This window comes from Pseudomonas sp. S07E 245 (genome assembly GCF_019599025.1).
Classification (GTDB): domain Bacteria; phylum Pseudomonadota; class Gammaproteobacteria; order Pseudomonadales; family Pseudomonadaceae; genus Aquipseudomonas; species Aquipseudomonas shirazensis.
Map to the genome: position 1 here is coordinate 1589197 of NZ_CP080625.1, position 15286 is coordinate 1604482.

The 15286-nt window shown below is 61.7% G+C and carries 12 protein-coding genes; 2 read left to right on the forward strand and 10 right to left on the reverse strand.

What is annotated here, in order from left to right:
* Window positions 1–12 precede the first annotated feature (12 nt).
* The 6 genes from K3F44_RS07145 to K3F44_RS07170 form a co-directional block, all read right to left on the reverse strand.
* Window positions 13–1128, reverse strand: a complete 1116-nt coding sequence (locus K3F44_RS07145) for a hypothetical protein (protein WP_101319599.1) — start codon at window positions 1126–1128, stop codon at window positions 13–15.
* Between the two features lie 26 nt (window positions 1129–1154).
* Window positions 1155–1712, reverse strand: a complete 558-nt coding sequence (locus tag K3F44_RS07150) for a polysaccharide biosynthesis/export family protein (protein ID WP_101319602.1) — start codon at window positions 1710–1712, stop codon at window positions 1155–1157.
* A 291-nt stretch (window positions 1713–2003) separates the two neighbouring features.
* Entirely contained in the window at window positions 2004–2180 is a 177-nt protein-coding gene (gene eppA / locus K3F44_RS07155) for an EPS-associated small membrane protein EppA (protein WP_178080767.1), read from the reverse strand.
* Window positions 2181–2625: 445 nt separating this feature from the next.
* Window positions 2626–3744: a glycosyltransferase family 61 protein gene (locus K3F44_RS07160; protein WP_220633654.1), complete on the reverse strand. Its 1119-nt coding sequence runs from the start codon at window positions 3742–3744 to the stop codon at window positions 2626–2628.
* Between the two features lie 67 nt (window positions 3745–3811).
* Window positions 3812–4966, reverse strand: a complete 1155-nt coding sequence (locus K3F44_RS07165) for a hypothetical protein (RefSeq protein ID WP_220634154.1) — start codon at window positions 4964–4966, stop codon at window positions 3812–3814.
* Window positions 4967–5178: 212 nt separating this feature from the next.
* A complete protein-coding gene (locus K3F44_RS07170; RefSeq protein WP_259407039.1) occupies window positions 5179–7533 on the reverse strand; it encodes a bifunctional diguanylate cyclase/phosphodiesterase in 2355 nt (784 codons plus the stop codon).
* A 25-nt stretch (window positions 7534–7558) separates the two neighbouring features.
* On the opposite strand from K3F44_RS07170, the gene K3F44_RS07175 reads away from it, so the two are divergent.
* Together K3F44_RS07175 and K3F44_RS07180 are read left to right on the forward strand one after the other, a co-directional pair.
* Window positions 7559–9178: an NADP-dependent glyceraldehyde-3-phosphate dehydrogenase gene (locus K3F44_RS07175; protein WP_220633655.1), complete on the forward strand. Its 1620-nt coding sequence runs from the start codon at window positions 7559–7561 to the stop codon at window positions 9176–9178.
* Between the two features lie 88 nt (window positions 9179–9266).
* Window positions 9267–10460: a hypothetical protein gene (locus tag K3F44_RS07180; protein ID WP_220633656.1), complete on the forward strand. Its 1194-nt coding sequence runs from the start codon at window positions 9267–9269 to the stop codon at window positions 10458–10460.
* Between the two features lie 42 nt (window positions 10461–10502).
* On the opposite strand, the gene yiaY is transcribed toward K3F44_RS07180, so the two are convergent.
* From yiaY to K3F44_RS07200, 4 genes are all read right to left on the reverse strand, one after another.
* Window positions 10503–11651, reverse strand: coding sequence for an L-threonine dehydrogenase (yiaY, locus tag K3F44_RS07185; RefSeq protein WP_220633657.1), 1149 nt, complete (start codon window positions 11649–11651; stop codon window positions 10503–10505).
* Window positions 11652–11756: 105 nt separating this feature from the next.
* Window positions 11757–13313, reverse strand: a complete 1557-nt coding sequence (gene ilvA, locus K3F44_RS07190; RefSeq protein ID WP_259407040.1) for a threonine ammonia-lyase, biosynthetic — start codon at window positions 13311–13313, stop codon at window positions 11757–11759.
* A gap of 186 nt (window positions 13314–13499) precedes the next feature.
* Window positions 13500–13931, reverse strand: a complete 432-nt coding sequence (locus K3F44_RS07195; RefSeq protein ID WP_101319615.1) for a PACE efflux transporter — start codon at window positions 13929–13931, stop codon at window positions 13500–13502.
* A 54-nt stretch (window positions 13932–13985) separates the two neighbouring features.
* Window positions 13986–15281: an ATP-binding protein gene (locus K3F44_RS07200; RefSeq protein WP_220633658.1), complete on the reverse strand. Its 1296-nt coding sequence runs from the start codon at window positions 15279–15281 to the stop codon at window positions 13986–13988.
* Between the last annotated feature and the right edge of the window lie 5 nt (window positions 15282–15286).

Genomic DNA, 15286 nt, shown 5'->3' on the forward strand with positions numbered 1-15286 from the left:
CCAGGCTGAACGTCAGAGGTCGGGGATTCGGTAAGTGAGGGTCAGGCCGACAATGGTGCCAACGGCGTCACCCAGGTCGTTCTGCTTGCGCTCGCGGTGCATCAAGGACAAGCGCACGTCCCAGAACTGCGAAAGCTCCCGGCTGGCCCACACGCCGTAGGTCTGCAAGGTATTCGGGGTCTGGCCCTTGCTGTCTTGCCAGGCCGCGTCGACGCCGACCCGGGTCAGCTCATCGACTGCATAACTCCAGCTTCCGCGCACGGCGTCGACTTCGGCAAAGCCGCCCTCGGCACTGGCCACCGTGCTGCGTTCGGCAGTCAACGTGGCGTCATGCCGTTCGCCGTTGTAGCGCAGCGATGCACCGCCTTCCCCGCGGCGCCCGCCGCCATCACCAGAGACCTGGTTGACGCCTACGCGCAGGGTGCCCTCGAGCCGCTCGGAGAACTGGTACTTGACCCCGACCACCGGCGCGTAGCTGTTGGAAGCGCTGGCGGTGGTGTCATCGTCAGGCTCGTAGCGCCTGGCGGTGATGCCGGTGAAGAACTGGGTCTGCGCACTCCAGGCGTAGGTCAGGGTGAGTTCGCTGGCCAGTTCGTCGTAGCCGGTAAGCGTGTTGATGTCGTAGCGGGCCCGGTTGTAGGTGGTTTCGTTTTCCAGGGTGGTCCGCTCGGTCAGCGCGCGGTTCCAGTTGCCAATCAGCGAATACAGCTTCTGGGTGCCGTCAGTGGTGACCACACCGGTTTCAAGCACTGTGCCGGAAAGTGTCGAGCTTTCGCTGTACAGGCCACGCAAGCCAAAACCACCGGTTTCGGTCTCACGCTGCCAGCCAATACTCAGATTAGGGTCTTCGCGGTCATCGACCACCGACTTGTCGGATGAGCGCAGCACCGTCAGACCCAGGCCGAAGCGCAACTCATCGCGATCGTATTTGCCAACCAGGCTGTAATTGGGCGCAATGATGGTGCGCACCACGCTTTGCTCCTGGGAGCTGAGCAACAGCGGGTTGCTGTCGTATTCGACAGTGCTGGGCAATGTTGCCGAAGACTGCCAGACGGCAGCGTGGACCGAGGCCGAGTACGGCAACATGCAGATTGCCGTTACAACACCTGTTGCGCGAAGCAGCGGCACGGTCGATTTTGCGCTAACCAGCCCGCTCAAGGGACGACCAGCGTATCGCCAGCCTGAAGTTGGATATTGGTGGACAGATCACGCCCCGAAACCAAATCCTTGTAACGCACCGGCAAGACCCGCTCGGTATTGCCGACACGGCGGATCACCTTGATCGCGCTTTCATCGGCGAACTTGTCCAGTCCGCCGGACATGCTCAAGGCCTGCAGCACCGCTGTCGGCCCAGACATCTGTACCGGGCCAGGCTTCATCACCTTGCCTTGCACATAGACCAGGTTGCCGTTGACCTCAGTTACCACGACGCTGACGTTGGGGTCTGGCATGTACTTTTCGAGTTGGCGGGCGACACGGCTTGCCGCCGTGGTGACATCCAACCCAGCGACATCAACCCGGCCTGCCAGCGGGAAAGTGATGCTGCCGTCGGGCAGCACTTTGGTTTCCTGGCGCAGGCTGTTATCGCCCCACACCGAAACAGTGACCTTGTCGCCCGGACTCAGCAGATAAGGCGAACTCTTTTCATCGGCACTGACCGTACCGGACCAGACCGCAAGCACGCAGACCAGTGAACCTAACAAACGCACCATGGGGGTCCCTCCGGCCAGGCGGCCGTCAAAAGAGCACTTAATGAGAACTACGCACAACCTCTCGCTCTACTGCAAAGCTGCATTGCCACCGCTGCAGCGGCTCTGCGCTGCTTTACGGCCGTTGCCGCAATGCCCTGTCAATCACCCGGCGTTAGCGCCACTGGCATCTGGAATATAGCTAGGCTTTGAGAATTGACAAGCCGCTCCTAGCCAACCCTGCTGCTCTATCTTGATCGATCAGACCTGGCGCCCACCCACACAATTGAAAACCAGCCAAACGCTTGAAGCCGATCAGATTTTTCTTCTATTGGCGACGGCGACAAAACCCACAACTGCAAACGCAAACAACCATGCCGCTGTCGTCAGCGGGATGACGCTGTTCTGGCTTACATATGAATCAGCGGCACGAGCAGCACCGCTTAACAGCACCAGCAGGAAAATCGATTTGATAAACAGGGTCGAACGCATAATCCCCTCCAGAAAGAGGACAAACAGATGAGTTGGGTGCAGATCGCATGGGGTGTTGAAATGAGCTTATGGGCACAATGATATTACGTCAATGATCCGACACCATAATAAAACTCAATCGGGGGGCACTGTTTTCGTCAAAAACACGACAACTGAAATATGCTGTTTTGCCTAATCAGCTAACAACGGCCAAAAGCGCCTATGCTCGCTAATCTTCGCGGTAAAAGCGGGGCTTGATGACCACTTGAATGCGAACATTTCGCGTCAATGAACCATTACGCAGGCGCAAATCAGAGTTTAACTGGTTAGCAAATGCGGCGCGGTTATTCCGCTTGGCGATATATATGTTCTGCAGGTGTTTCATAAACGAGAAGGCAATGTAATAGATTGCATTTAACACGTGCCAAATAGACATCCACCTGCCCAATTGCCAGGCAATGGGGTATTAGCCTGCTGGCAGCAGATCGAGAGTTCGGTCGAGTTCATCCCTATCGATAATAAAGCCGTCACCTTCTGGTTGACCGACGACAAACGCGAAATGTTGCCCATCGCGATCTGCCAAGTATTTGTAATAACTGACAAAACGGTTGGGCGGTTGCAGGGTCAGGATGGTCCCGCCCTCTCGCAATATGTTGACGCCGTGGACGAGCTGGCTGCCTTCGACACCCGCAACAATCCTGGCACCCGCGCACGCCGCCACAATGGTGGGCACATCGTTGCGCAGCGGGTCGATGACGCGAAAGCCATACTGCGTGCGCAGGTGCTCGGCAATCGCCAGTTCGTTGCGCAGCAGGCGCAGCTCGCCAGCGCCGCCGCGCAGCAAGAACACACCGGGATGCGGCGCATGGCTGACATGTGATAGCAACTTGTCGCCCATGGCGCGATAGCGTGCATGCCGGCTGCGGTTGTGGCTCTGGTCATCGAACAGGACCAACTCGCGGAAGAAGGCCGTGTGCAGGCGCAGCGGGTTCATCCCCAACCAGGCTTCATAGGGCGGCGCCTGAGTGAACAGCGGCAAGCGTGCTGAGGGCGCAGTCGTTACCGGCACTCCCTCATCGCATGCCAGCGCATAGGTCACGCAGTCTTCCATCAGCCAGGTGCCAAACCACGAATTGCCATTCTGCGTGCAGTAGATCGCTGCGCGCTCGATCTCGTGCTCCACCGCGATCCTGGGAAGGGTGCGCGGCTTGGCCGACAGCCATAGGCTGGCGTTGTCCTTGTACAGAACGCCATCGATAAGCCAGACATCCTTGAGCAAATAGCCCCGGGTGGGGCCATGTTCGACCTGGATGCCGCCGGCCATTGTCGGGCCGGGATGCACATAGGGGAAAAAACGCGCCTCCCAGCCGGTTACCCGCTGCATTTGATCAGGCAGGTAAATTGCCGGTGGCGTGATGGTGCGCTCACCCGGGGCGATATCCCAGCTCTTTACCGCAAGGCTCTGCAGGGATCTCGCAGCTGACCGCGCCAACTTTTGCCGGGCAATGTTCCGATATGCGGCAAGCGTCCAGGTGTGCTGGCGCGAGGCTGGCTGGCCACTGAAATTCGAGATATTGCTTGGCATGAAGCCTCCTCCCACAGGACGGGTTCAACACAGGGGCGGTGCGCCAATTCGTCCTGACTAGCGGCCGCTAGGTGGACACAATCCGCTCCATCGTGGGGGGCGATTGCAAGCTGGCATAGCGGCTGCGCAGGGTCTGCAAAAACCCTTCGCCATGGCCGTGGCCGCCGTACAGGTAGATCTTGTGCAGCCCGCCGAACACCATCTCGTGGTAGCGGCTGGCGACCTCGTCATCACTGGGCCCGTCGGGCAACCCCAGGTGCAACGTCAATTTGTTGCCCTCGACCGCGAACAGGGGCGTATCCCAGAGAAACTGTGCGGCTCCCGTCTTGGGCAAGCGCACAAACATATAGGCATGGTTACCCAGCGAATCGACATCCCCGCCCCGCCGTCGCTTCCACTTGAGCAGACCATCATCCGGACGCGCCAGGCACAGGCCAATGTCGTAATAGTCATAACCATTGGCCAACGCCCATTCGAGGGCCATGTAGGTGGTGATGGAATTGACCTCACGCAGCTTCTTGGCATCGCTGAATATCGCTTCGCAGTAACCAAAGCGCAGGGTGCTCCAGTAGCGCTTGCCGCCGCGAGTGATTTCGCAGCCAAGATGGCAGGCGACCACGTCATCGCCCAGCGTGATCAGGTCCAGACGGCCAACACCCTTGGCGATGCGAAACACCTCTTCAGTGGCAAACTGGGCAGCATGAATGCCCTGCCGGGCGGTGGCGTAGGGGCGCAACAGCTCACGGTCAGCCATGGCGATCTCAGCATCGTCGAGAGTCTGGCGCATCTGGTACAGCGGCCGGTGCTTGCGAATGCTGCGGCGTAGTTCGCTGTCATAGCGGGCGGTGATGTCTTCCAGGGGACGACCCAGCGGCACTACGGCGCTCAGATAATGCGGCACCGACAACGCGCCGCTGGTGGGCATTTCGCTGATCACCACGGTTTGATCGGCGCCACCTGACGGCGCCACCGCGTAGGTTTCGGCGACCGCGGCCTGGCCCTTGCCGGCAATCAACAGTTTGGCCATTTCGCGCTGCTGCTTTCTGCCGATGTAGAGGATCTGATAAGGGCTCTCTTGCTTGAGCCGAAAGCGGCTGACTTCCCAGCGCCAGACACAGGCACGGCTGAGCACATCACGTAATCGATTAGAGACATGCCGCATCTCGTAGCGCATCGAGGGAGAGATGAATTTTCGAGCAACTGCCTGCAGGTTCTCTTTCATGTCTTCTTCAATGTCCTTGGCAAAAGCCATCCAGGCAAAACGCAGGGTCATCATCAACGCGCAGGAAAACGCGCTTAACTTATTGAAAGTTAATGCAATAGCTGTATGACTTCGCACTCATAATTGGTAACAATTAAAGATGCAAGGTAGCCCCTTTGCAAGCGGCATTTTGACAGCATGGCGCATGCTTTTATGGCGTCAAATTTTATCTTTCAGGTTGTGCTGACCGGGCTACGTTGACGCGCTGCCAACCACGCCTGCAGGGCGGCTGCGGGCATCGGCCGCGCCATCAGATACCCTTGCCCCTGATCGCAACCTGCATTGCGCAGGAAGTCGTACTGCGCCTGGGTTTCGATCCCCTCACCGGTGATCCGGAAACCCAAGGCATGGCCCAGGTCGATAATTGCCCGAGCAACGGCTACCGCGTCATCATCGTCAGGCAGGTCCTTGATGAACGCACGATCGATCTTCAGGTGATCGATGGGCAGCGAGCGCAGATAGGCCAAGGATGAGTAGCCGGTACCGAAGTCATCGACTGCAGTCGCCACGCCCATTGCCTGCAGTTGCGCGAGCACGGCGCAGGCCTGTTGTTGGCTCTCCATCAACAGGCTTTCGGTAATTTCCACTTCCAGCAACTGCGCTGGCAGCCCATGACTGGCCAAAGCGCCGGCCAGGCTGCTGACGTAATCACTGCGCTCGATCTGCAGCGCCGCAACGTTGATGGCCAGCGGTCCTGGCAAGCAGTCAGTGTTGCGCCAGCTGGCCAGCTGCGCGCAGGCCAGTTCCAGCACGCGCTCGCCCAGCGGGATGATCAAACCGGTCTGCTCGGCCAAAGGCACGAACTCGCCCGGCGCAACCAGGCCATGCACCGGATCACGCCAGCGCAGCAGCGCTTCGACGCCTTCCACCCGGCCGCTGAACAGATCGATCTTGGGCTGATACCACAACTCGAATTCATTGTGCTGCAAGGCGCGGCGCAGGTTGCGCTCCATCTCCAGACGCTGCTGCAGGCGTGCAGTCATGTCCGGATGGTAAGGGCGCCAGGCATTGCGGCCGTTTTCCTTGGCGACGTACATCGCGGTGTCGGCATGACGCAGCAGGCTGTCGACATCATTGCCCTGCTGCGGGCACCAGGCCAGGCCGATGCTGCCGGTGACCAGCGCCGCGTTGCCATTGAGATCGAAGGGCCGCTGCAACGCCCGCAGGATCCCCTGCACCTGCTGGCTGACCTGGCTCTGGCTGCCCTGCAGCATGAACACGAACTCATCACCGCCCATGCGGCAAACCCGATCGCCTTTGTTCAGCTCTTGCAGAAACCGCGCCGTTGCCTGTTGCAACAAAAGGTCGCCCATCGCGTGGCCGAGGCTGTCGTTGACCTGCTTGAAGCCGTCGATGTCCAGCATCAATACAGCCAGGCCATGGCCTTGATTGATGGCAGCGGCCAACTGCTGCTGGAACAACACTCGGTTGGGCAGCCCGGTAATGGTGTCGTAGTGGGCCAGCCGCACAAGCTGCGCCTGCGACTCGCGCAGCTCGCGGTTACGCCGTTGCAGCAGACGCCGGCTACGGTTGAGCTGAGCAACGAACAAGCTGAACAAGCCGGTAAAACTCAGGGCGAACAGGAACAGCGGCGAAGTGAACAAGGCCAGCGCAGGCCAACCTTCGCGAGGTTCGGCGACCAATTGCCAACGGCCACCCGGCACCTCGACGGTCTGCGTCAGCAGCGGCTCTTTGAACAGCCCGGCATTGCCCCAGATCATGCCGCCTTCGGCACCTTTACCGTCGCTGCCGCGCACGGCCAGGTCAATCGGCAGCTCCGGGCCGATACCGGCGGCCTGCAGCAAACGGTCGATATCGGCAACGGTAGAGACATTGCCCCAGTAGAATTTGACCCCACGCTTGCCGTTGACGAACACCGGGCGCCGGTAAATCAGCGCTTCACCGCCCTGGTGGAGCTTGACCGGGCCGGCCAGTACAGGCTGTTGCCGTTGCCGGGCGAGCTCGAGCATGGCGTATTGGTCAGGCAGGGTATGGTAGTCCAGGCCAATGACGGACAGATTGCCCCCACGTGGGTGCACGTCATTGATCACATCGCCTGGCGCCAGGGCCACATGGCGCATGTACGGCACCGAGGCCAGCGCCTCACGCGCCATGCCGCGAAAGTGCTCGGCGCTGATCACGCCATCGGCCGTGATCAGCTGGGCGATGCCCTCGGTCTCGCCAAACGCAGCGCGCAATTGCGCCTCAAGAGCGACCCTCACCCCCGATAATTGTGTAGCCACATGCGCCACCTGCTCGAGCTGCTGGCGCTGCATGTCTATGCGGCCCAGCACAACTGACAGACCAATACCGATCAAGGCAAAGCCTACCGGCAACAGGCGGTTGATACCGCGCCGCACCGGGTTGGCGGCGGGCACTGAGGGATCTTGGTCGAGGAAAGCACTGATCATGAATGCGCGGTCGCAGGTCGATGGATTGTGTATCGGCGCAGGTTGGGCAATGTTGAGCCAGACTGGTGTTTTTCCTCGTGCGAGCGCATGCTCGAACAGCTGAAGCGTTTCACCCATACACTAATCGTGAGGTGCAGTATTCATGGACAGTCTGCTCGATTCGTTGTTTCCAACCGCCGATGACATCCCCGAGGCCTGGCGCCTCGGGCCGCCGCTGGAGCAACGCGATTATCTGGTCAATGGCGAACTGCGCCAGTGGCCTGGCCCGCTGGCCACCGTGCGCAGCCCGATCTGGCTCAAGCATGGCGATGAAGAGCAGCAAGTGATCCTCGGCAGCGCACCGTTGCTGGACGCCGACACTGCACTGACGGCGCTGGACGCTGCAGTCCACGCTTACGACAAAGGCCGCGGTGCCTGGCCGACCATGCGTGTGGCCGAGCGGATCGAGCATGTGCAGGCGTTCCTTGACCGGATGCGCGAGCAACGCACGGCGGTGGTCAAGCTGCTGATGTGGGAAATCGGCAAGAACCTCAAGGATTCCGAGAAGGAGTTCGACCGCACCTGCGATTACATCGTCGATACCATCAATGCCCTGAAAGACCTCGACCGACGCTCCAGCCGCTTCGAGCTCGAGCAAGGCACGCTCGGCCAGATCCGGCGCGCGCCGCTGGGCGTAGCGTTGTGCATGGGGCCCTACAACTACCCGTTGAACGAGACCTTCACCACGCTGATCCCGGCGTTGATCATGGGCAATACCGTGGTGTTCAAACCGGCCAAGTTCGGCGTGCTTCTGATCAGGCCGCTGCTGGAAGCGTTCCGCGACAGCTTCCCGCCGGGGGTGATCAACGTGATCTACGGCCGCGGGCGAGAAACCGTCAGCGCGTTGATGGCCAGCGGCAAGGTCGATGTGTTCGCCTTTATCGGTACGCACAAGGCCGCCAGCGACCTGAAAAAACTCCACCCGCGCCCGCACCGCCTGCGCGCAGCGTTGGGCCTGGATGCCAAGAACCCAGGCATCGTGCTGCCCCAGGTCGACCTCGACAATGCAGTCGACGAAGCCGTCACCGGCGCGTTGTCGTTCAACGGCCAGCGTTGCACCGCGTTGAAGATCCTGTTCGTGCACGAGGATGTGGTCGACGCGTTCCTCGACAAGTTCCAGCGTAAACTGGCTGCCCTCAAGCCTGGCATGCCGTGGGCCCCGGGTGTGGCGCTGACGCCGCTGCCCGAGCACGGCAAGGTCGACTACCTCAACGGCCTGGTTGCCGATGCCACTGGCAAAGGTGCACGGGTGCTCAATGAAGGTGGTGGCCAGAGCCGCGGTTCGTTCTTCTTCCCTGCCCTGCTCTACCCGGTCAGCGCCGACATGCGCGTCTATCAAGAAGAGCAGTTTGGCCCGGTTGTACCGGTGGTGCCGTACCGCGACCTGGAGACGGTGATCGAGTACGTGCTCGACTCCGACTACGGTCAACAGCTCAGCCTGTTCGGCAATGACCCGGCCACCATTGGCAGCCTGGTCGATACCTTCGCCAATCAGGTTGGCCGGATCAACCTCAATGCGCAGTGCCAGCGCGGGCCGGACACCTACCCTTTCAACGGGCGCAAGAACAGCGCCGAGGGCACCTTGTCGGTGCACGACGCACTGCGGGTATTCTCGATCCGTACTTTGGTAGCCACCAAGTTCCAGGAGGCCAACAAGGACCTGATCAGCGAGATCATCCGTAATCGCCAGTCGAGCTTCCTGACCACCGATTACATCTTCTAGCGCCTGCAAGGGGTCGGCCTCCAGCTTCAAGTTGAAAGCAGCCGCGCTTTGCTTGAAGCTTGGGGCTTGTAGCTGGGAGCTGCTCCACATGCGAATCATCGAAAAAAACGCCAGCCTGGTGCGAAGCCTGACCCTGGCCGAGGAAGAACTGCTGGCAGGCTTTGCTGCCGGCAGCCTGAGCGGGCCAGCTGTGCTGCAGGCCAACCAGATGCTGATGAAGGTGCGCAGCGCCAACCAGTGGCTGGCCTGCGACTGTCGCAAGGACGCCTTGCCGGTGCTTAACATTGCCCTCAATGGCGATACTGGCAGGCTGGTCCTGCGCAATAATCCGGACACCCCCGAACATACCCCTGGCTGCCCGTTCAGCAAGGATGAGCGCGAGGCTGAACAGAGCCGCCAGGAGAGCACGCCGCCGCCCGCGTGGCTTGCGCCAGACACGCCGCTGGGGCTGATTGGCGACTTCCGCAAGGCCAGCGAGCAAGGCCCCGCCGGCCCGGTCAACGAGGCTGCCGAACGCAGGGCACAACAGCACCTGCTGTCGCTGCTGCTGACCTGGATCGAAATCAGCGGCCTCAACGTCTATGCCAGCCACCTGAAAAAGGACCTCACCGCGCAGTTCGCCGAGCTGCGCAGCGTGGCCAGCCGTTACCCATTGCTCGAGCGCGTGCCGGCCAGCAACTATTTGGAAACGCGGCTGGACATGAAGCACATGATGATGCTCAAAGCACGCCTGCGTGAGGCGACGGTGTTCGGCAATCACCGTCGGCATGGCTTGCTGCTCGACTGCGTCGATCAGATCAAGGGGCGCAAGCTGTTCAATGCCCGCAGTGAGGATGGCTTCGACTTCCAGGGCCATCATCTGTACTGGGGTGGCAACCGCACCAGCGGTCCGCTGCTGGCCCTGGCGCTGTACTCGCCGGCCACTGCCGGGAGCAACTTCTATGAGTTGATCCACGTTGCCAGCGTGCCGGTGCTGTCACGCGCGCATCTGTTCCCGGTGTACCGCGACGAAGAACGCGAACCGCTCAAGGCGTTGGTGTCGCTGATCGACTGGATGGCCAGCAAAGGGGTCAAGGTGCTGATGCGCCGCCCGGTGATTGGAGGCCAGGTGATGGATGAGCTGGTGCTGACCTCGGATCAGGACCGGGTGTTGTCAGTGTCACTGCTGGAACAGCCGGTCGGACCGGAGCCCGACACCGAGCACTTCAAGCGTTACGCCGACTTCAAAAGCCTGGAGACCTTCCGCAAGTTTGTCGCCGGTTTTTTCATGCGCGAGCGCTGAAGCGGCCTGGCCCCGCGTGGGGCCAGGCCGCGCTGGAACGGCTCAGAACGCCGCGCGGAAGATTGCTTCGATTTGCGCCTGGCTGGCGGTGCGTGGATTGGTCACGCCACAGGCGTCCTTCAACGCATTTTCAGCCAGCAGCGGCACGTCCTGCATACGCGCGCCAAGTTCTGCCAGGCCTGCAGGAATGCCAACCGCCACGGCCAGGTGCTCGATCGCCGAAATCGCTGCGCCAGCGCCTTGCTCTGCATCCAGCCCACACACCTTGATCCCCATCGCCTTGGCGACATCGCGCAAACGCGGCGAGCTGACCTTGGCGTTGAAGCGCTGCACGTGCGGCAGCAGCACCGCATTGCACACGCCATGGGGCAAGTCATACAAGCCGCCGAGTTGGTGCGCCATGGCATGCACGAACCCCAACGACGCATTGTTGAAGGCCATGCCGGCCAGGAACTGCGCGTAGGCCATGTTCTCCCGCGCCTGCAGGTCGCTGCCATCGGCGACGGCCTGGCGCAGGTTGTCGCTGATCAGGCTGATGGCTTTTAGCGCGCAGGCGTCGGTAATCGGCGTGGCAGCGGTGGAAACGTAGGCTTCGATGGCGTGAGTCAGGGCATCCATGCCGGTGGCTGCAGTCAGGCCCTTGGGCATGGCAGCCATCAGCGCCGGGTCGTTGACCGAGAGGATCGGCGTCACGTTGCGGTCGACAATGGCCATTTTCACGTGGCGGGCTTCGTCGGTGATGATGCAGAAACGGGTCATTTCGCTGGCGGTGCCGGCGGTGGTGTTGATCGCAATCAGCGGCAGTTGCGGCTTGGTCGAGCGGTCAACCCCTTCGTAGTCACTGATCCGCCCACCATTGGTAGCGCACAGGGCGATACCCTTGGCGCAGTCGTGGGGCGACCCGCCGCCCAGCGAGACGATGCAGTCGCAGTGTTCACGTTGCAACACGGCCAGGCCTGCTTCGACGTTGGCAATGGTTGGGTTGGGCCGCGCGCCGTCAAACACCACGGCATCGATATCACGCATGGCGAGCAGGCCGGCAATGCGCTCGGCAACGCCAGCCCGGGCCAGGCCCTGGTCGGTGACGATCAATGCCTTGCGCAGGCCGTAGCCAGCGATGGCAGTCATCGCTTCGTCCAGGCAATCAATGCCCATGATATTCACGGCGGGGATGAAAAAGGTGCTGCTCATGGGGGCGGATCCTCAAGGTCTGTCTACCTTGAGAATCTGCCCAATCGCGGCCCACAGTGTTGATCCATAGCAACGATCAATCCGCCAGGCAGACCGACTATCGGTTTAGCCGAGGAATAACCGATAGGCAGGGTTGTCGGTCTCGTCCCAGTAGCGGTAACCCATCTCATCCAGCGCAGCCGGCAGGCCCACCAGCTCCTCGTCGGGGACTTCCAGCGCGGCGAACACCCGCGCTTCGGCGGCACCATGGTTGCGGTAGTGGAACAGACTGATGTTCCAGCGTTTGCCCAGGCGCTCGAGGAAGTCCATCAACGCCCCTGGCCGCTCCGGGAACTCGAAGCGCAGCACCCGCTCATTGCTGCCTGGGGCAGCGTGCCCGCCGACGGTATGGCGCACATGCAGCTTGGCCAGTTCGTTGTCGGTCAGGTCGAGCACCTGATAGCCCTGCCCGCTCAAGCTGGCCAACAACTGCTCGCGAGGGTCAGTCAGCGGGTGGGTCTGCACGCCCACGAACAGCCGGGCTTCCTTGCCTGGGTAAAAGCGGTAGTTGAACTCGGTGATCTGGCGCTTGCCCAGCGCTTGGCAGAAGGCGCGGAAGCTGCCGGGCTGCTCGGGAATGGTCACGGCAATGATCGCCTCGCGCTGCTCACCCAGCTCGGCCCGCTCGGCAACATGGCGCAGGCGGTCGAAGTTGACGTTGGCGCCGGAGTCGATCGCCACCAGCGTTTGCCCTTTTGCGCCCTCGCGGGCGACGTATTTCTTGATCCCGGCCACGGCCAGCGCGCCGGATGGCTCGGTGATCGAGCGGGTGTCGTCATAGATGTCCTTGATTGCCGCACACAGCTCGTCGCTGCTGACGGTGATCACTTCATCGACAAAGTGCCGGCATAGCTCAAAGCAGTGCGCGCCGATCTGCGCCACCGCCACACCATCGGCAAAGGTGCCGACCTGGGGCAGGATCACCCGTTCGCCCGCCGCCAGTGCCGCTTGCAGGCAGTTGGAATCGTGCGGTTCGACGCCGATCACCTTGATCTCGGGGCGCAGGTATTTGACATAGGCAGCAATGCCGGCGATCAGGCCACCGCCACCCACCGGCACGAAGATCGCATCCAGCGCGCCCGGCTGCTGGCGGAGGATTTCCATGGCTACGGTGCCTTGCCCGGCGATTACATCGGGGTCGTCGAACGGCGGCACGAAGGTCGCGCCATGCTCGTCGGCCAAGCGCAGCGCGTGGGCCAGCGCATGGGGGAAGCTTTCGCCATGCAACACCACATTACCGCCGCGCGAACGCACACCCTCGATCTTCAGGGTTGGCGTGGTGGTGGGCATGACGATAGTTGCCTGCAAACCCAGATGGGCAGCGGCCAGGGCGACGCCCTGAGCATGGTTGCCGGCAGAAGCGGTGATCACGCCGCGCTCGCGCTGGGCTGCGGTCAGGCGCGATAGGCGGGTGTAAGCGCCGCGGATCTTGAAGGAGAACGTCGGTTGCAGGTCTTCGCGCTTGAGCAGGACCTGGTTGCCAAGGCTGGCCGACAGCGCCGCAGCGCCTTGCAGTGGAGTTTCAATGGCCAGGTCATACACCGGCGCAGCAAGAATACGCCGCACTTGCTCGGTTAGCAGTTGCGCGGGCGTGAGACGCGGGTTGACGTTGAGATTGGTCATCGATGACTCCTGGTGGTTGCGGTATTGCCCAGGAGTCAGAGAAAACAAACCCGCCTCCAGGGCGGGTTAGGTGCACGTACGCGCTAGCCCGCCAATCCGATAATGGCGGTAATAATAATGTTCAGGGCGCGACGCTGCGGGAAGGTATTCATGGGTAAGGAACTTATCCTGTTGCGCTACAAGCCGTCAACACTTGGCTTGCTGCGCCGAGAGCGGCACATCGAAGACCTTGTCAAAGCCCCACTGGAACACGAACGCGTAGACGAAGAAAAACGCGAACAGCGCCAGGTTGGTGAGCAATGCCGCCCACAGGCTGATATCCAGCCAGTACGCCACCAGTGGCAGCAACAACACAACCAGCCCGCCTTCAAAGCCCAGTGCGTGGAGGATGCGCCGCAGGACGGTGCGCTTGCGTTTGGTCTGGCGCGCCTCCCAGCGCTCGAACGCCCAGTTGAAGGCCATGTTCCAGCTCATCGCAACCCCGGACATAAGCACCGACAGCGCCGTCGAGTGGGCCATGCCGGCATCGAACATCAGCGCCAGGGCGGGGGCTACGCAGGCCACGGCGATGACTTCGTAGCAGATGGCCTGAACGATCTTGCGGGCCTTGCCTTGCATGTACGGCTCCTGGGAGAAACGGCCCGCAAACGGTACGCCGCTTGGCGGCGATGTTCAAGCCGCCGGCAAGCGTATGCGGAACTGCGCCCCGCCGAGCGCCGACTGGGCAACCGTAAGTGTGCCGCCCTGCCCTTCGATTGCCCGCCGGCTGATCGCCAGGCCCAGGCCAAAGCCGCCGCTATTGCGATCGCGGCTGCGGTCCAGCCGATAGAACGGCTGGAAGATCCGCTCGCGCTCCTCCTGCGGGATGCCGATGCCGTCGTCCTCAACCGTAAGCAGACAAGCGCCGTCCTCCAGGCGCAGGCGCAGCAGCAGCTTTTCGTCGCAATAGCGCATGGCATTGCGTACCAGGTTTTGCACGGCGCGGGCGGTCAGGCGCGGGTCGAGGACGAAGCGCGGCAGGTTGGCCTCGGCTTTGACTTCCCACTGAACACCACGACTATCCAGCTCCTCGGCAAAACCGCCAAGGACGCTGTCGACCAGCTCCAGCAGCGACACTTCCACCCGTTCGTTGGCCTGCCCGGCGGTTTGCAGCCGGCTGTAGGACAACAACTCGAGGACCAGCTCATCAAGCTCGCGAACGTGGCCGACCAGCTCCAGCAAGCGCTTGCGGTTGGCTGGCGGCACTTCGTCAAACAGCAGTACCAGGCCAAAATCCAGCCGGGTCAGCGGCGTGCGCAGTTCGTGCGAGACAGCATTGAGCAGTTCACGTTGTTCGTTGACGTGCCGCTCCAGGTCGCTGGCCATGGTGTCGAACACACCGGCCAGTTCACCGATGTTGGAGCGCGCAGATATCTGCGTGCGCGCGGTTAGTTGCCCTTCGCCGAGACGCCGCGCGGTTTTCTTGAGCCGCTGCAGATCCCGCCAGTGTGGCCACACCCAGCCCAACAGGCAGCCGAGCAAGGCGGCACCGATCAGCACGGTCACGCCCCAGGACAGCAGGTTGATGTCGACCGGATCGGGCGGGCTGTGCAGGCTCACCAGCCACTCGCTGTCCAGCGCCGCCATTGCCGTTCGGTAGTAACCCCAGTCGCCCAGGCGCACAACATGCAAGCCTGCCTGCAGGCGCTCGCGTTCGGGCGCCGTTAGCGCAGCCTGATCCCAGCGCAGCAGTTGCACCTGCAAAGGGCGGAAAATATCCGCCACTTCACGCTCGACCGCCGGCCATTGCTCAGCCGGCGCCTGCTGGAACTGGCGCACGATCAGGGTTTGCACGCCCCTGGCCTGGTCTTGATTGAAGGCCATGAAACGTTCATGGAAAGCACCGACGATGGCATCGGGGATCAACAACAACGCGCCGGCGTAGGCAACGATGATCAGCAGGTAAAGGCGTACCAGAATCTTCAGCATGGTGC

Coding starts and splice junctions, on each gene's coding strand:
- K3F44_RS07150 (WP_101319602.1), bottom strand. CDS start 1,712: ATGGTGCGTTTGTTAGGTTCACTGGTCTGCGTGCTTGCGGTCTGGTCC.
- eppA (WP_178080767.1), bottom strand. CDS start 2,180: ATGCGTTCGACCCTGTTTATCAAATCGATTTTCCTGCTGGTGCTGTTA.
- K3F44_RS07160 (WP_220633654.1), bottom strand. CDS start 3,744: ATGCCAAGCAATATCTCGAATTTCAGTGGCCAGCCAGCCTCGCGCCAG.
- K3F44_RS07165 (WP_220634154.1), bottom strand. CDS start 4,966: ATGAAAGAGAACCTGCAGGCAGTTGCTCGAAAATTCATCTCTCCCTCG.
- K3F44_RS07170 (WP_259407039.1), bottom strand. CDS start 7,533: ATGGGTGAAACGCTTCAGCTGTTCGAGCATGCGCTCGCACGAGGAAAA.
- K3F44_RS07175 (WP_220633655.1), top strand. CDS start 7,559: ATGGACAGTCTGCTCGATTCGTTGTTTCCAACCGCCGATGACATCCCC.
- K3F44_RS07180 (WP_220633656.1), top strand. CDS start 9,267: ATGCGAATCATCGAAAAAAACGCCAGCCTGGTGCGAAGCCTGACCCTG.
- yiaY (WP_220633657.1), bottom strand. CDS start 11,651: ATGAGCAGCACCTTTTTCATCCCCGCCGTGAATATCATGGGCATTGAT.
- ilvA (WP_259407040.1), bottom strand. CDS start 13,313: ATGACCAATCTCAACGTCAACCCGCGTCTCACGCCCGCGCAACTGCTA.
- K3F44_RS07195 (WP_101319615.1), bottom strand. CDS start 13,931: ATGCAAGGCAAGGCCCGCAAGATCGTTCAGGCCATCTGCTACGAAGTC.
- K3F44_RS07200 (WP_220633658.1), bottom strand. CDS start 15,281: ATGCTGAAGATTCTGGTACGCCTTTACCTGCTGATCATCGTTGCCTAC.